Genomic DNA, 14,686 nt, shown 5'->3' with positions numbered 1-14,686 from the left:
GACGACGATGAGCGACGCGACGAACGCCAGCAGGAAACCGGTCGACGCCGAGAGCGTGCGCGACTTCCTGCGCGTCCAGCCGGAATTCCTGCGCCACGACGAAGACCTGCTGGGCGAGCTGGGCCTGCGGGTGGACGCGGCCAATGTCGTCGACTTCGGTCCGCGCGCCCTGGCCCGGGCCGCCGCCGCCCACAGGCGGGAGGCCAGCGTCCGCCAGGCGATCGAGGCAAACGCCCGCGCCAACTACTCGGCCCAGGCCCAGACCCACGCGGCGGTCATCGACCTGCTGGACGCCCGCAACCATTCCGATCTCGCCCGCCGCGTCGACGAGATGACCCAGCTGCGCTTCGGTCTGGCCGCCGGGACCATCGCCCTGGAAGGCCCGCACCGCGTGCCGGCCGGCTGGCATGTCCTGGCCGAGGGTCAGGTCGACATGATCCTGGGCGAGGCGCCGATCGCCCGCATGGGCTTCTTCGCTCCGGCCCTGCCGCTGTTCGGCGACAAGGCCGAGACCATCCGCAGCATGGCCCTGGTCCGCATGGCGATCTGGGAGCCGCGCCGCGAGGCCCTGGTGGCCTTCGGCTCGACCGACCCGGAAGGTTTCACCCCCGACATGGGCACGGAGCTGGTCAACTTCCTGGCCCGCGTGGTCGAGCGCACCGCCGAACGCTGGCCGGTGTTGTGACCTCGGGCGTCGGGAGCGCTCGCCAGGCCTACGCCGCCTGGCTGGACTACCTGACGCTGGAGCGCCGGGCCTCGCCGCGCACGGTGCGGGCCTATGGCGACAACGTCCTGGCCTATCTGAACTTCCTGGAACGCCATCGGGGCGAGGCGGTGAGCCTGTCGGCCATGGGCGAGATCTCGGCCGCCGACCTGCGCGGCTATCTCGCCTTCCGCCGCCAGGGACAGGGGGAATTGGGTGAAGACGCCCTGGCCCCCCGCTCGATCAGCCAGGCCCTGTCGTCGATCCGCGCCTTCCACCGCTATCTGGACCAGCGCCACGGCGTGGCCAACGCCGCCGTCGAGCTGGTGCGCGGCCCGCGCCTGAAGATCGGCCTGCCCCGGCCCGTCTCCGAGGACCAGGCCCGCGACCTGATCACGCAGGCCGCCGAAGACACCGAGCGCGAGCCCTGGGAGACCGCTCGCGACGAAGCGGTGCTGACCCTGCTGTGGGGCTGCGGCCTGCGGATCAGCGAGGCGCTCTCCCTCACTTTCGCCCAGGCCCCGCTAGGGCAGGCCATCCGCATCACCGGCAAGGGCGGCAAGACCCGCATCGTGCCGGTGCTGGACGCCGTCCGCGCCGCCGTCGACGTCTATCTGGACGAGCTGCCGTTCGTGCTGACCGCGGACGAGCCCCTTTTCCGGGCCAAGCGCGGCGGGCCTTTGTCGCCGCGCCACGTCCAGGCCCTTGTTCAGACCCTGCGCGGACGTCTCGGCCTCTCCGATAGAGTGACTCCGCACGCCTTCCGCCACGCCTTCGCCACCCATCTGCTGGGCGCGGGCGCTGACCTGCGGGCCATCCAGGATCTGCTGGGCCACGCCTCGCTATCGACGACGCAGCGCTACACCCAGGTCGACGCGGCTGGCCTGCTGGCCGCCTACGCGGCGGCCCATCCGAAGGCCTGAACCTCGCGCGCGACCGCTGCGGCGGAAAGTCGCGAAACTCGATTTAAGCTGGGCATTAACCCCGATTTTACGCGGGTACGGTCTTCTAGACGTGAAAACACGCGCTCCCCCCTGGGTGCAAGAAGCGCGCCGCCATGAGGCTCCGATGAAGTTCGATGATCTGAAGATCTCCACGAAGGTGGCCCTGCCCGCTGTCATCCTGACTCTGATCGCCGTGGTGATCGTCGGGCTCGGCGCTCTGCAGGCGCGCAAGGTCGAGGTCAACACCAAGATCCTGGTCGAACAGCGCGCGCCCGCCGAACTGAATATCGCCCGGTTCAGCCGCCGCGTCGCGACGATCGGCTACTCGGCCTACCGCACGATCGCCTATGATGGCGGCTCGACCGAGAGCAACACCGCCAGCGCGGATCTGGACAGGGCCTACAAGCAAGCCACCGAACTGCTGGCCGGCGTGAAGCAGGCCGAGCCCAGCGCGACCAAGACCGTTGACGGCTACAAGGCGCGCCTCGACAAAATCTACGCCAGCGCCCGCAGCGGCGCGGACCTCGGCCAGCAGGACATGGACGACGCGGCCAAGATGGTGATGGTCGAGATCGACCCCCCAGATCACCAAGCTGACCGCGGACGTCAACACCTACACCAACGCCCACACCGCCGAGACCAAGAAGATGGTCGAAAAGGCTTCCAAGGAAGCCGCCGCCGGCACCGTGTTCTCGATCCTGTTCGGCCTGATCGCGGCCGGCGCCGCCTTGGTGCTGGCCCTGTGGATCGGCGCCAAGAAGATCGCCGCCCCGCTGGCCGCCACAGCCAAGACCATGGAAGTCCTGGCCCAGGGCAGCGTCGACGTCGACGTCAAGGGCGCCGAGCGCAAGGACGAGGTCGGCGCCATGGCCCGCTCGGTCCAGGTGTTCAAGGACAACGCCCTGGCCCTGCGCACCGCAGAGGCCGCCCAACAGCGCGCCAACGCCGAGACGGAAGCCGAGCGTCGACGCAACCAGGAGATCGCCGAGGCCGCCGCCAAGGAGCAGGCCTTCGTCATGGAAGCCATCGCAACGGGTCTGAACCGCCTGTCGGACGGCGACCTGACCTACCGCGTCGACCAGGAGTTCCCCGAGGCCTACAAGCGCCTGCAGAACGACTTCAACGGCGCCATCGCGCAGCTGGAAGAGGCGATGGGCACCATCGTCCACGCCGCCAACAGCATCGGCGCGGGGTCGGACGAGATCGCCTCGGCCGCCGACGACCTGTCGCGCCGCAGCGAGCAGCAGGCCGCCAGCCTGGAGGAAACCGCCGCCGCCCTTGACGAGATCACCGCCACGGTGAAGCGTTCGTCGGCCGGCGCCCTGGAAGCCGCCAAGGTCGTGGGCTCGACCCGCACCGACGCCGAACGCTCCAGCGTCGTGGTCCGCAACGCCGTCGACGCCATGAACGAGATCGAAAAGTCGTCTCAGTCGATCAGCCAGATCATCGGCGTCATCGACGAGATCGCCTTCCAGACCAACCTCCTGGCCTTGAACGCCGGCGTCGAAGCCGCTCGCGCGGGCGAGGCCGGCCGCGGCTTCGCGGTCGTCGCTCAGGAAGTGCGGGCCCTGGCCCAGCGCTCGGCCGACGCGGCCAAGGAGATCAAGACCCTGATCTCGACCTCCAGCCAGCAGGTGAACCAAGGCGTGAGCATGGTCGGCCAGACCGGCGAAGCCCTGGAAGCCATCGTCGGCAAGGTCGGCGAGATCGACGCCCTGGTCGGCGAGATCGCGGCCTCGGGCCAGGAGCAGGCCACCGGCCTCAACCAGGTCAACGCCGCCGTCAACCAGATGGACCAAACCGTCCAGCAGAACGCCGCCATGGTCGAGCAATCGACCGCGGCCAGCCACTCGCTGAAGGGCGAGGCCGGCAACCTGATGCAGATGATCAGCCGCTTCCGCGTCGGCGGCGCGGCGACGCACGCCATCAAGAGCTCAACGCGCCCGACGCACCGCCCGGCCGCCCCCGCGCCCCGTCCCGCGGCTCCGGCCCCGAGCCGTGGTCCGGCCGTCGCCACAGCCACCAGCCGTCCGGGCGTCAACCCCGTCGCCGCCGCCCAGGCCAAGCTGGCCAAGGCCGTCGGCGCCAGCGACGACTGGGAAGAGTTCTGAGACCGGCCCAACGGCCAACAAGCTTAGTAAGCGTACCCGCCCGCTCCCCTCGCGGGCGTTCCTCCCCTCGAAAAGCGTACAGCCCCGCCGGTCCGCCGGCGGGGCTTTTTCATTCGGGGCGATCAGCGTCCGACGTTGAAGCGGACGGTCGAGGAGACGGGGCAGCCGTCCTCCGTGCGCAGTACGGTCAGCGTATGGTTGGCCATCGGCAAATCGCCCAATCGCGTGGCCTTCACCGCCTGCCGGCGGGCCAGCGCCTTGGGCGAAGCGAAGGCCTCGTCCGGCGCGCCCTGGGCGTTCTGAAGACCGTTGGCGCCGCAGTGGGCGATGCGATTTAGACGAGCCTTCCAGGCCTCGACTTGCCTATCGCTCAGCAAGGTCTCGGGCGGCGCATGGTGCGGCCGCGCCTTGATCGGCGGCTTGGCCAGCGGCGTGGCCGGAAACTCGGCGGACGGCATGGACTGCAAAGCAGCGGCGAGGGTCAACGCGGACAAAAGCATGGCGGGGCTCCCAAGGAACCCCGCCACTCTACGTCCGATTGATGAACGTGGGTATCAACTATCGTAAGGGCGCGTTACGCCTGCATCGTCCAGCCTTCGACGCCCATGGCCGCCTGGCGGATCGCCTCCGAGCGGGTCGGGTGCGGGTGGCAGGTGCGGGCGATGTCTTCCGAGGCGCCGCCGAACTCCATGGCCACGCAGACCTCGGCGATCATGTCGCCGACGTTCGGGCCGACGGCGTGGGCGCCCAGGATACGGTCGGTCTTGGCGTCCGCCAGGATCTTCACGAAGCCGTCGGTCTCGTGGTTGATCTTGGCGCGGCTGTTGGCCAGGAACGGGAACTTGCCGACCTTGTAGGCCACACCCGCGGCCTTCAGGTCCTCCTCGGTCTTGCCGACCGTGGCGACTTCGGGGCTGGTGTAGATGACGCCCGGGATGATGTCGTAGTTCACGTGGCCGGCCTTGCCCGCGATCAGCTCGATGCAGGCCACGCCCTCGTCCTCGGCCTTGTGGGCCAGCATCGGACCCGAGGTCACGTCGCCGACCACCCAGATCCCGCCGACGCCGGTCTTGAAGTGGTCGTTAGCGATCATGCCGCGCTTGTCCGGCGTGATGCCGACCGTCTCCAGGCCCAGGCCCTGGGTGAACGGACGGCGGCCGATGGCGACCAGCACATAGTCGGCCTCGATCGTCGCGGCCGCGCCGCCGGCGACCGGCTCATGGGTCAGCTTGACGCCCTTGGCCGAAGCCTCGGCGCCGGTCACCTTGGCGCCCAGCGAGAACTTGAAGCCCTGCTTGGTCAGGATCTTCTGGAAGGCGTTGGCGACCTCGGTGTCGGTGCCGGGCAGGATGCGGTCCAGATACTCGACGACGGTGACTTCCGCGCCCAGGCGCTTCCAAACCGAACCCAGCTCCAGGCCGATGACGCCGGCGCCGACGACGATCAGGCTCTTGGGCACTTCCGGCAGCGACAGGGCGCCGGTGGAGTCGACGATGCGCTTGTTGTCGATCGTCACGCCCGGCAGCGGCGTCGGCTCCGAGCCGGTGGCGATCACGATGTTCTTGGTCTCGAGCACGGTTTCCGAACCGTCCTCGGCCTTCACGACCACCTTGCCAACACCGTCGATGCGGCCCCAGCCCTTCACGTAGTCGACCTTGTTCTTCTTCATCAGGAACTCGACGCCCTTGGTCAGGGCTTCGACGCTCTCGGCCTTCTGGGCCATCATCTGCGGCAGGTTCAGCTTCGGCTTGACCTCGATGCCCAGCTTGGCGAACTCGGGACCGGTCGCCGCCGCGTACATCTCCGAGGCGTGCAGCAGGGCCTTGGACGGCATGCAGCCGACGTTCAGGCAGGTGCCGCCCAGCTTGCCGCGCGACTCGACGATCGCGGTTTTCAGGCCCAACTGACCCGCGCGGATCGCGGCGTTGTAGCCGCCGGGACCGCCACCGATGATGACGACGTCGTACTGAGCCATGGGTCTACCGCCTCAAGGACGCGCCGGAAGCGGCGCCGGACAAAATATAGGGCCTCGCCGGCCATATTGTCAGACCTCTGGAGGCGCGTGTTCCTTAGAGGCATGCGGCCCAAAACGGAACCCGCTTTCGACGCGCGCGGCCTTGAAAACCAAGGAGAATGGTCGGTTCGTCCAAACCCGCCGCGACACCCCGCCGCGGGGACCGCCACAAGCTTGACATCAGCTCGCCTGGAGAGCGCCACGGCTCGGTGGCGTCATACCAGCATGACCCTTCGCGCCCGCCTCATCGCCGCCCTCGCCACTGTCGCGCTCAGCGCCGCGGCGCCCCTCGCCGCCTCGGCGTCTGGCTTGGACCAGATCCCGGTCGCCAGCGGCAAGGCCGGCGACACGCTGGCGGTGTTCTATTCGGGCGACGGCGGCTGGGCGGCCCTGGATCAGGGCGTGACCCAATATCTGGCCGACAACGGCGTGCCGACGCTGGGCGTCAATTCGCTGAGCTATTTCACCACCAAGCGCTCGCCCGCCGGCGCCCGCCGCGGACCTGGCCCAGGCCCTGCGGTCGTACGAGCGCCTTTGGGGCCGCTCGAAGGTGACGTTGATCGGCTACTCGTTCGGGGCCGACGCCCTGCCGGCGATCATCCCGCAACTGCCCGCCGACGTCCGCGGCCAGATCGGCCGCCTGGTGCTGATCGGCGCAGGCCCCAACGGCGACCTGCAGTTCCATCCGACCAGCTGGCTCAACATCGCCACGCCGGACTCCTATCCCGTCCGCCCCGCCATCGCGGCGTTGAACGGCCTGAAAATCACGTGCGTCTACGGCGACCAGGAAAAGGCCGATATCTGCGCCAGCCTGCCCGACAGCGAGGTCGCCAAGGTCCGTCTGCCCGGCGACCACCACTTCAACCGCGACTACGCGGCCTTGGGCGCGGCGGTGCTGAAGGCCAGCCGCTAGAGCGGGGCCGGCAGGTCGTATTTCGCCGCCAGCCAGCGCGTGATCGGTCGCGCGTCGCTCAGGAACGACAGGCCGTTGGCCGACTGAATCTCGCCGTACGGGCCGGCGTCCGGCGCGGCGTCGCCGAGGATCAGGGTCGGGGCGTTCTGATGCGCTTCGCCCAGGCGCTCGACCAGGGCCGGACGCGGCCGGGCGTAGTCGACGCGAACGATGTCGAGGACGTCGCGCAGTCGCGGATAGGCGGCCAGGTAGCCTTCCATCATCGCGCAGTCGGGACAGAAGCGTTGCTGGCCCTCTTTGTCGAAGCCCATCGGCAGCAGGTACAAGGTGTCCTTGGCCATGGCGGCCTCCTGAAAAGCAAACGGCCCCGGCGCGGAACGCCAGGGCCTCTTTGAGCAGCGCGCACCGGGCGGCGAAACCGCACACACTTTCGCCTGGCGCGCTTGAAGCGAAGAAGCCCGCCGGTAAGGGCGGGCTTCTCAAAGTCTCTTAGAGGTCCAGCAGCAGGCGCTGCGGGTCTTCCAGGGCTTCCTTGACCTTGACCAGGAAGGTCACGGCGCCGGCGCCGTCGACGACCCGGTGGTCGTAGGACAGGGCCAGGTACATCATCGGACGGATCTCGATCTTGCCGTTGACGACCATGGCGCGTTCCTTGATCGCGTGCATGCCGAGGATGCCCGACTGCGGCGCGTTCAGGATCGGCGTCGACATCAGCGAGCCGTAGATGCCGCCGTTGGTGATCGTGAAGGTGCCGCCCTGCATGTCCTCGATGGACAGCTGGCCGTCGCGGGCCTTCTTGCCCAGGACGCCGATGGCCTTTTCGATCTCGGCCAGGTTCAGCGCGTCGGCGTCACGGACGACCGGAACCACCAGGCCCTTGTCGGTGCCGACGGCGACGCCGATGTCGTAGTGGTTCTTGTAGACGATGTCCGCGCCGTCGATCTCGGCGTTGACGTCCGGGATCGCCTTCAGCGCGGCCACCACGGCCTTGGTGAAGAAGGACATGAAGCCCAGCTTCACGCCGTGGCGCTTTTCGAAGATGTCCTTGTACTGGGCGCGCAGGGCCATCACCGCGCTCATGTCGACCTCGTTGAAGGTCGTCAGCATGGCGGCGGTGTTCTGGGCTTCCTTCAGGCGACGGGCGATCGTCTGACGCAGGCGCGTCATCTTCACGCGTTCCTCGCGCTCATGGATCGGACGCGGCGCGGCCGGAGCGGCGGCCGGGGCCGGAGCCGCGGCGCGGGCTTCCAGAGCGGCCAGGGCGTCGCCCTTGGTCACGCGACCGTCCTTGCCGGTGCCCGCGACCTTCGACAGGTCGAGGTTGTTCTCGGCGGCGACGCGGGCCGGCGCCGGGCTGAGCGGCGCGGCGGCCGGGGCTGCGGCGACGGGGGCCGGAGCAGCAGCGGCCGGAGCCGGGGTCGGCGCGGGCGCCGGAGCGGCGGCCTTCGGGGCGGGAGCAGCGGCGGCCGGAGCGGCCGCAGCAGTCGCGCCTTCGGTCACCACGCCCAGGACCGTGCCTGGAACGACCGTCGCGCCTTCTTCGGCGCCGATGGCCGAGAGCACGCCGTCGGCGGGCGAGGCCACTTCGAGGCTGACCTTGTCGGTCTCCAGCTCGACGAGGATCTCGTCTTTCTTCACGGCCTCCCCGGCCTTCTTGGTCCAGCGGGCGACCGTCGCTTCCGTGACGGATTCGCCGAGGGCGGGGGTCATGATGTCGGCCATGGGGCTTTCCAGGTCTCTCTTGTTTGGTCCGGCGAAATTAAAGACGAAGTCCGACGCTTAAGCGAAGGCCTCGTTGAGGAACGTCTCGAGTTCTTTCAGGTGGCGGCTCATCAGGCCCGCGGCGGTGGACGCCGAGGCCGGACGACCCACATAGCGGGCGCGCTTGGCCTTGATGTCCAGCTTGTCGAGCGTCAGCTCCAGCCACGGATCGACGAAGGTCCAGCCGCCCATGTTCTTCGGCTCTTCCTGGCACCAGACCAGGTCGGCGTTCTTGAACCGACCGAGCACGTTCATCAGCGACTTCATCGGCCACGGATAGAACTGCTCCAGACGCAGCAGATAGACGTCGTCGCGGCCCGTCTTGGCGCGATGGTCCACGAGGTCGAAATAGACCTTACCCGAGCAGAGGACGACGCGCTTGATCTGGTCGTCGCTCTTCAGCGTGATCCCGCCGACGTCGCAGCCGGCCTCGGCGCCGTCCACCATCACGCGGTGGAAGCCCGAACCCTCGGCGAAGTCGTCCAGGTTCGAGACGGCGCGTTTGTGGCGCAGCAGGCTCTTGGGGGCCATCACGATCAGCGGCTTGCGGAACTCGCGGTGCATCTGCCGGCGCAGGGCGTGGAAGTAGTTGGCCGGCGTGGTGCAGTTCAGCACCTGCATGTTGTCTTCCGCGCACGACTGCAGGAAGCGCTCCAGGCGAGCCGAGCTGTGCTCGGGGCCCTGGCCTTCGTAGCCGTGCGGCAGCAGCATGACGAGGCCGCTCATCCGCAGCCACTTGCGCTCGCCCGAGCTGATGAACTGGTCGATGACCACCTGGGCGCCGTTCACGAAGTCGCCGAACTGGCCTTCCCACAGGGTCAGGGTGTTCGGGTCGGCCAGCGAGAAGCCATATTCGAAGCCCAGCACCGCCTCTTCCGACAGGGCCGAGTCGATCACTTCATAGTGGGCCTGGCCGGCGCGGATGTTGTTCAGCGGCGTGTAGTGCTCTTCGGTCTTCTGGTCGATGACGTCGGAGTGGCGCTGGGTGAACGTGCCGCGCACCGAGTCCTGGCCCGACAGGCGGACCGGATAGCCCTCGTCGAGCAGGGTGGCGAAGGCCAGGTGCTCGGCGGTGCCCCAGTCGATGCCCTCGCCCTTTTCGATCGCCTCGCGGCGGTTGTCGATGGCGCGCTTGACGGTCTTGTGGGCGTCGATGCGGTCCGGGATCGTCGTGATCTGCCGGCCGATTTCCAGCAGGCGGGTCTTCGGGAAGGCCGTCTTGCCGCGGCGATCCTCGTCGCCCGGCAGGGTCAGGCCGGCCCACTTGCCGTCCAGCCAGTCGGCCTTGTTGGCCTTGTAGGTCTTGCCGGCGTCGAACTCGGCGTTCGAGGAACTTCTCGAAGTCGCTGACCCAGCCGTCCGACTCTTCCTGGCTGATCACGCCCTCGCCGATCAGGCGGTTGGCGTAGAGCTCACGCGTCGGCGGGTGGCCCTTGATCTTGGCGTACATGATCGGCGACGTCATGGTCGGATCGTCGCCTTCGTTGTGCCCGAAGCGACGGTAGCAGACCATGTCGATGACCACGTCCTTGCCGAACTTCTGGCGGTACTCGGTCGAGACCTTGGCGGCGAAGACGACGGCTTCCGGATCGTCGCCGTTCACGTGGAAGATCGGGGCCTCGACCATCAGCGCCATGTCGCTGGGATACGGCGAGCTGCGCGAGTAGCGCGGGCTGGTGGTGAAGCCGATCTGGTTGTTGACGATGAAGTGGATCGTGCCGCCCGTGCGGTAGCCCTTCAGGCCCGACAGGGTGAAGCACTCGGCCACCACGCCCTGGCCGGCGAAGGCGGCGTCGCCGTGCAGCAGCAGCGGCAGCACGTGGCCGCGGCCCGCGTCCGGGGTCTCGCGCAGCAGGAAGGCCTGCTTGGCGCGGGCTTTGCCGATCACGACCGGGTTGACGATTTCCAGGTGCGACGGGTTGGCCGTCAGCGACAGGTGGACCTTGTTGTCGTCGAACTCACGGTCCGACGAGGCGCCCATGTGATACTTCACGTCGCCCGAGCCCTCGACGTCCGAGGGCACCGACGAGCCGCCTTGGAACTCGTGGAAGATGACGTGGTAGGGCTTGCCCATCACGGCGGCCAGCACGTTCAGGCGACCGCGGTGCGGCATGCCCAGGACGATGTCCTTCACGCCCAGCGCGCCGCCGCGCTTGATGATCTGCTCCATGGCCGGGACCATGGCCTCGCCGCCGTCCAGGCCGAAGCGCTTGGTGCCGGGGAAGCGCTTGTGCAGGAACTTCTCGAAACCCTCGGCCTCGATCAGCTTCTTCAGGATGGCGACCTTGCCCTCCTTGGAGAAGGTGATTTCCTTGTCGCGGCCCTCGATCCGCTCCTGCAGCCAGGCCTTCTCGGCCGGGTCGGAGATGTGCATGTACTGCACGCCGACATTGCCGCAGTAGGTGCGACGCAGGATCGACAGGATCTCGCGGATCGTGGCGGTCTCCAGACCCAGCACGAAGTCGAGGAAGATCGGGCGGTCGTAGTCGGCCTCGGAGAAGCCGTAGGTGGCCGGGTCCAGCTCGCTGGCGTCCTTCGGCGGATCCAGGCCCAGCGGGTCGAGATTGGCGGCCAGGTGACCGCGCATCCGGTAGGCGCGGATCATCATGATGGCGCGCAGGCTGTCCAGCGTGGCGGCGCGGACGGCTTCGGCGGGACGAGCCGGGAGCCTTGCCCTCGATCGCCTTGGCGACCTTGGCTTCGACGGCGGGGGCGACGCTGGCCCACTGGCCGTCCAGGGCCGACAGCCAGTCCGGACGGACGGTCGCCACCTTCTTGGGCGTCCAGGCCGGGTCCTGCGCGGCGCGCTTAACCTGGTCGGCCTGCTCGGCGAGGCTGGCGAAGAAGGCGTTCCACGAGGGTTCGACCGATCCAGGGTTCTCCGCCCATTGGGCGTAGAGGTCTTCCACGAACGCCGCGTTGGCGCCGTAGAGGAAGCTGGTCTCGGTCAAGACCTGGTTGATGATGCCTGCGTCGTCCGCCATCGTTGTCGCCTTAGATCCGCTTGCTTACGGGAGCGCTATCGCAAGCCCGTAAATATAGTCTCTCAATCGCCCGGCGCCCGTCGAACGGCGGGGCCCAGGTGATTTTTTCGGATCGTCGACTGGCGGTCGCAAAAAACCTGGGCCCCGCGCGAGGCGGGGTTTCGGTGTCTAGTTAGCCCTTCAGGACTTCCAGCAGGGTCTCGCCCAGCTTGGCGGGCGACGGCGAGACACGGATGCCCGCCTCTTCCATCGCCGCGATCTTGTCCTCGGCGCCCGCCCTTGCCGCCCGAAACGATGGCGCCGGCGTGACCCATGTGACGGCCGGGAGGGGCCGTGCGACCGGCGATGAAGCCGACCATGGGCTTCTTGCGGCCGCGCTTGGCTTCGTCCTTCAGGAACTGCGCCGCTTCTTCTTCGGCCGCGCCGCCGATTTCACCGATCATGACGATCGACTTGGTGGCTTCGTCGGCCAGGAACAGTTCCAGCACGTCGATGAACTCGGTGCCCTTGACCGGGTCGCCGCCGATGCCGACGGCCGTGGTCTGGCCCAGGCCCGCATTGGTGGTCTGGAACACGGCTTCGTAGGTCAGGGTGCCCGAACGCGACACGACGCCGACCGAACCGGCCGAGAAGATCGAGCCCGGCATGATGCCGATCTTGCACTGGTTGGGCGTCAGGACGCCCGGGCAGTTCGGCCGATCAGGCGCGAACGCGAGCCTTGCAGCGCCTTCTTGACCTTGACCATGTCCAGCACCGGGATGCCTTCGGTGATGCAGATGATCAGCGGGATCTCGGCTTCGATGGCTTCCAGGATCGAGTCGGCCGCGAAGGGCGGCGGGACATAGATCACCGAGGCGTCGGCGCCGGGTGGCTTCCTTGGCTTCGCCGACCGTGTCGAACACCGGCAGGCCGATGTGGGTCTGGCCGCCCTTGCCGGGCGTGACGCCGCCGACCATCTTGGTGCCATAGGCGATGGCCTGTTCGGAGTGGAACGTGCCCTGGGCGCCGGTGATGCCCTGGCAGATGACCTTGGTTTCAGAACCGATGAGGATCGACATTTAGCGAGCACCCTTCACGGCCGCGACGATCTTTTCGGCGCCGTCAGACAGGTCGTTGGCGGCGATGACGTTCAGGCCGCTTTCCGAGATGATTTTCTTACCGAGTTCGACGTTGGTGCCTTCCAGGCGGACAACGAGCGGAACCTGCAGGCCGACTTCCTTCACGGCGGCGATGACGCCTTCCGCGATGATGTCGCAGCGCATGATGCCGCCGAAGATGTTGACCAGGATGCCCTTCACGGCCGGATCAGCGGTGATGATCTTGAAGGCCGCGGTGACCTTCTCCTTGCTGGCGCCGCCGCCGACATCCAGGAAGTTGGCCGGCTCGGCGCCGTACAGCTTGATGATGTCCATGGTGGCCATGGCCAGGCCCGCGCCGTTGACCATGCAGCCGATTTCGCCGTCCAGGGCGATATAGGCCAGGTCGTACTTCGAGGCTTCGATTTCCTTGGGGTCTTCTTCGCTCTCGTCGCGCAGCGCCTTGATGTCCGGGTGACGGAACAGGCTGTTGCCGTCGAACGACAGCTTGGCGTCCAGAACGCGCAGGTGATCATCCGCCGTCACGATCAGCGGGTTGATCTCCAGCATGGCCATGTCCTTGGCCATGAACGCCGTATAGAGCTGGGTCAGCAGCGCGGCGGCTTCCTCGGCCAGGCCGCCGGTCAGGCCCAGGGCCTTGGCCAGCGCGCGCTGGTGGGTCGGCCACACGCCCGTCGCCGGGTCGATGGTGAAGGTGTGGATCTTCTCGGGCGTCGAGTGAGCGACGTCCTCGATGTCCATGCCGCCTTCGGTCGAGGCGACGACCGAGACCTTGCTCGAGGCGCGGTCGACGAGAAGCGACAGGTAGAATTCCTTGGCGATCGCCGCGCCTTCTTCGATGTAGAGGCGGTTGACCTGCTTGCCCTTGGGGCCCGTCTGGTGGGTCACCAGCACGCGGCCGAGCATTTCCTCGGCGTTCGTGCGGACCTCTTCGACCGACTTGACGACGCGGACGCCGCCCTTGGCGTCGGGGCCCAGGCCCTCGAACTTGCCCTTGCCGCGGCCACCGGCGTGAATTTGGCTCTTCACGACGAAGACCGGCGTGCCGAGCTTTTCGGCGGCGGCGGCGGCTTCATCCGGGGTGAAGGCGGCGAAGCCGCGCGGCACGGGGCGCCGAACTCGGCGAGTACGGCTTTGGCTTGATGTTCGTGGATGTTCATGAGGGCCCGGTCTCGACGACGGCTTTCTGAAATGTGGCCGGGTTATAGGAGCGCTATTTCGCAGGCGCAACCGCGTGAGGGCGATAAGGTGAAGGCTTGCGTGCTTATCTTGTCCGACGAGACACCCGGACCGGGCATCTGCACGCTCAAGGCACGGGAAACCTTTGACCGCGCGCAACTGTTACCGGTCACAAATTCTCGCGCCTGACCAGCTGTCTACCGGTGTCAGAGATTGGCGATACCGTTGACGCCTCGATCATCGTCAGCTCAGCCCGAGATCAACGCTGGCGGCCGGGGTCCTTGAAGAAGATCAGGATGAGCGCCAGCACCGCGACCGCGTCACGATCCTTCGAGCCCTTGGGCGGCAGGTAGGCGGTCGGCTGCATGGCGGCCAGGTCCACCCCGCCGATGTCGACCCCGTCGCGGCTGAACACGTAGCCGATCGTCGCCCCGCCGCCGATCGGCAGGCCGCCGACCTGTTCCGTGCGCGCCCGGATGTTCAGGCCGCCGAAGCGCAGCTCGGCGGCGCGCTGGGGCTGCTGCAGGGTCTTCAGCAGGCCGCCGCCCTTGGCGCTGGCCAGGGCGAAGCTCGCGTCGGCCCCCGCGCCGGGGCCCGAGAGCGTGCAGAAGAACTGCAGCTTGTCGCGGTCGAAGGTGATCCAGCCCAGGCCCAGCCGGCTCTGGCCGCCGCCGCAGGCCACCTCGACCGGGCCCAGGCCCGGGCCGTTGACCGTCATCTCGACGCTGGCCTTGCCGCCCTCGAAGACGCCGGTGACCGAGCTCTTGCTGCTCTTGACCGTGGCGTCGCCGTCGTACTCGCCCAGCTGGAAACCTGGCCGGAACAGGCTGGGCCCCTTCTTGCCCGACAGCTTGACCTTCTCGGTCCCAGCCGGCGGCGCGGCCTGGGCCGGGGCGGTCGCGACCAGGGCCACGGCGAACGAAAGGGCGATAGCGAAAGACTTCATGGCAAGCTCCCCGAGCGTCGGCTAGGCGCCACGG

General features: G+C 67.9%; 8 protein-coding genes and 5 pseudogenes. 5 read left to right on the top strand and 8 right to left on the bottom strand.

Annotated features, from left to right (window positions below; translation table 11 throughout):
• Nucleotides 1-7: 7 nt before the first annotated feature.
• The 3 genes and pseudogenes from ACHMW8_RS09995 (at nucleotide 8) to ACHMW8_RS09985 (ending at nucleotide 3,758) form a co-directional block, all read left to right on the top strand.
• Nucleotides 8-685 carry a DUF484 family protein gene (locus ACHMW8_RS09995; RefSeq protein WP_125156919.1) on the top strand — a complete coding sequence of 226 codons (678 nt, stop codon included), beginning with the start codon at nucleotides 8-10 and terminating at the stop codon, nucleotides 683-685.
• A complete protein-coding gene (locus tag ACHMW8_RS09990) occupies nucleotides 682-1,626 on the top strand; it encodes a tyrosine recombinase XerC (protein ID WP_125156920.1) in 945 nt (314 codons plus the stop codon). The genes ACHMW8_RS09995 and ACHMW8_RS09990 overlap by 4 nt, the downstream gene beginning before the upstream one ends.
• 145 nt (nucleotides 1,627-1,771) lie before the next feature.
• Nucleotides 1,772-3,758 (top strand): annotated as a pseudogene (locus tag ACHMW8_RS09985) (methyl-accepting chemotaxis protein).
• Nucleotides 3,759-3,880: 122 nt separating this feature from the next.
• On the opposite strand, the gene ACHMW8_RS09980 reads toward ACHMW8_RS09985, so the two are convergent.
• Nucleotides 3,881-4,258 (bottom strand): hypothetical protein, encoded by a 378-nt coding sequence (locus ACHMW8_RS09980; RefSeq protein ID WP_125156922.1) that lies wholly within the window; start codon nucleotides 4,256-4,258, stop codon nucleotides 3,881-3,883.
• A gap of 74 nt (nucleotides 4,259-4,332) precedes the next feature.
• Nucleotides 4,333-5,733, bottom strand: coding sequence for a dihydrolipoyl dehydrogenase (lpdA, locus tag ACHMW8_RS09975; protein ID WP_125156923.1), 1,401 nt, complete (start codon nucleotides 5,731-5,733; stop codon nucleotides 4,333-4,335).
• A 102-nt stretch (nucleotides 5,734-5,835) separates the two neighbouring features.
• Between lpdA and ACHMW8_RS09970 the strand changes: the two are divergent.
• Nucleotides 5,836-6,198 (top strand): annotated as a pseudogene (locus ACHMW8_RS09970) (AcvB/VirJ family lysyl-phosphatidylglycerol hydrolase); the annotation flags it as partial.
• A gap of 34 nt (nucleotides 6,199-6,232) precedes the next feature.
• A complete protein-coding gene (locus tag ACHMW8_RS09965; protein ID WP_395445936.1) occupies nucleotides 6,233-6,685 on the top strand; it encodes an AcvB/VirJ family lysyl-phosphatidylglycerol hydrolase in 453 nt (150 codons plus the stop codon).
• Here ACHMW8_RS09965 and ACHMW8_RS09960 read toward each other — a convergent pair.
• The 6 genes and pseudogenes from ACHMW8_RS09960 to ACHMW8_RS09935 form a co-directional block, all read right to left on the bottom strand.
• On the bottom strand, nucleotides 6,682-7,026 hold the full coding sequence (locus ACHMW8_RS09960) for a DUF3088 family protein (protein ID WP_395445445.1): 345 nt from the start codon (nucleotides 7,024-7,026) through the stop codon (nucleotides 6,682-6,684). The two genes, ACHMW8_RS09965 and ACHMW8_RS09960, sit on opposite strands and share 4 nt — an antisense overlap.
• 148 nt (nucleotides 7,027-7,174) lie before the next feature.
• Nucleotides 7,175-8,407: a 2-oxoglutarate dehydrogenase complex dihydrolipoyllysine-residue succinyltransferase gene (gene odhB, locus ACHMW8_RS09955; RefSeq protein ID WP_395445444.1), complete on the bottom strand. Its 1,233-nt coding sequence runs from the start codon at nucleotides 8,405-8,407 to the stop codon at nucleotides 7,175-7,177.
• 57 nt (nucleotides 8,408-8,464) lie between these two features.
• Nucleotides 8,465-11,430: pseudogene (locus ACHMW8_RS09950) on the bottom strand (2-oxoglutarate dehydrogenase E1 component).
• Nucleotides 11,431-11,602: 172 nt separating this feature from the next.
• Nucleotides 11,603-12,488 (bottom strand): annotated as a pseudogene (sucD, locus tag ACHMW8_RS09945) (succinate--CoA ligase subunit alpha).
• A pseudogene (gene sucC / locus ACHMW8_RS09940) lies at nucleotides 12,489-13,687 on the bottom strand (ADP-forming succinate--CoA ligase subunit beta). It lies immediately after the preceding pseudogene.
• Between the two features lie 278 nt (nucleotides 13,688-13,965).
• Entirely contained in the window at nucleotides 13,966-14,652 is a 687-nt protein-coding gene (locus ACHMW8_RS09935; RefSeq protein WP_395445443.1) for a hypothetical protein, read from the bottom strand.
• Nucleotides 14,653-14,686 lie beyond the last annotated feature (34 nt).

It is taken from the genome of Caulobacter sp. UC70_42 (assembly GCF_044056025.1).
Taxonomy (GTDB): Bacteria; Pseudomonadota; Alphaproteobacteria; order Caulobacterales; family Caulobacteraceae; genus Caulobacter.
This window is presented reverse-complemented; position numbering and strand designations above follow the sequence as displayed.

Coding starts and splice junctions, on each gene's coding strand:
- ACHMW8_RS09995 (WP_125156919.1), top strand. CDS start 8: ATGAGCGACGCGACGAACGCCAGCAGGAAACCGGTCGACGCCGAGAGC.
- ACHMW8_RS09980 (WP_125156922.1), bottom strand. CDS start 4,258: ATGCTTTTGTCCGCGTTGACCCTCGCCGCTGCTTTGCAGTCCATGCCG.
- lpdA (WP_125156923.1), bottom strand. CDS start 5,733: ATGGCTCAGTACGACGTCGTCATCATCGGTGGCGGTCCCGGCGGCTAC.
- ACHMW8_RS09960 (WP_395445445.1), bottom strand. CDS start 7,026: ATGGCCAAGGACACCTTGTACCTGCTGCCGATGGGCTTCGACAAAGAG.
- odhB (WP_395445444.1), bottom strand. CDS start 8,407: ATGGCCGACATCATGACCCCCGCCCTCGGCGAATCCGTCACGGAAGCG.
- ACHMW8_RS09935 (WP_395445443.1), bottom strand. CDS start 14,652: ATGAAGTCTTTCGCTATCGCCCTTTCGTTCGCCGTGGCCCTGGTCGCG.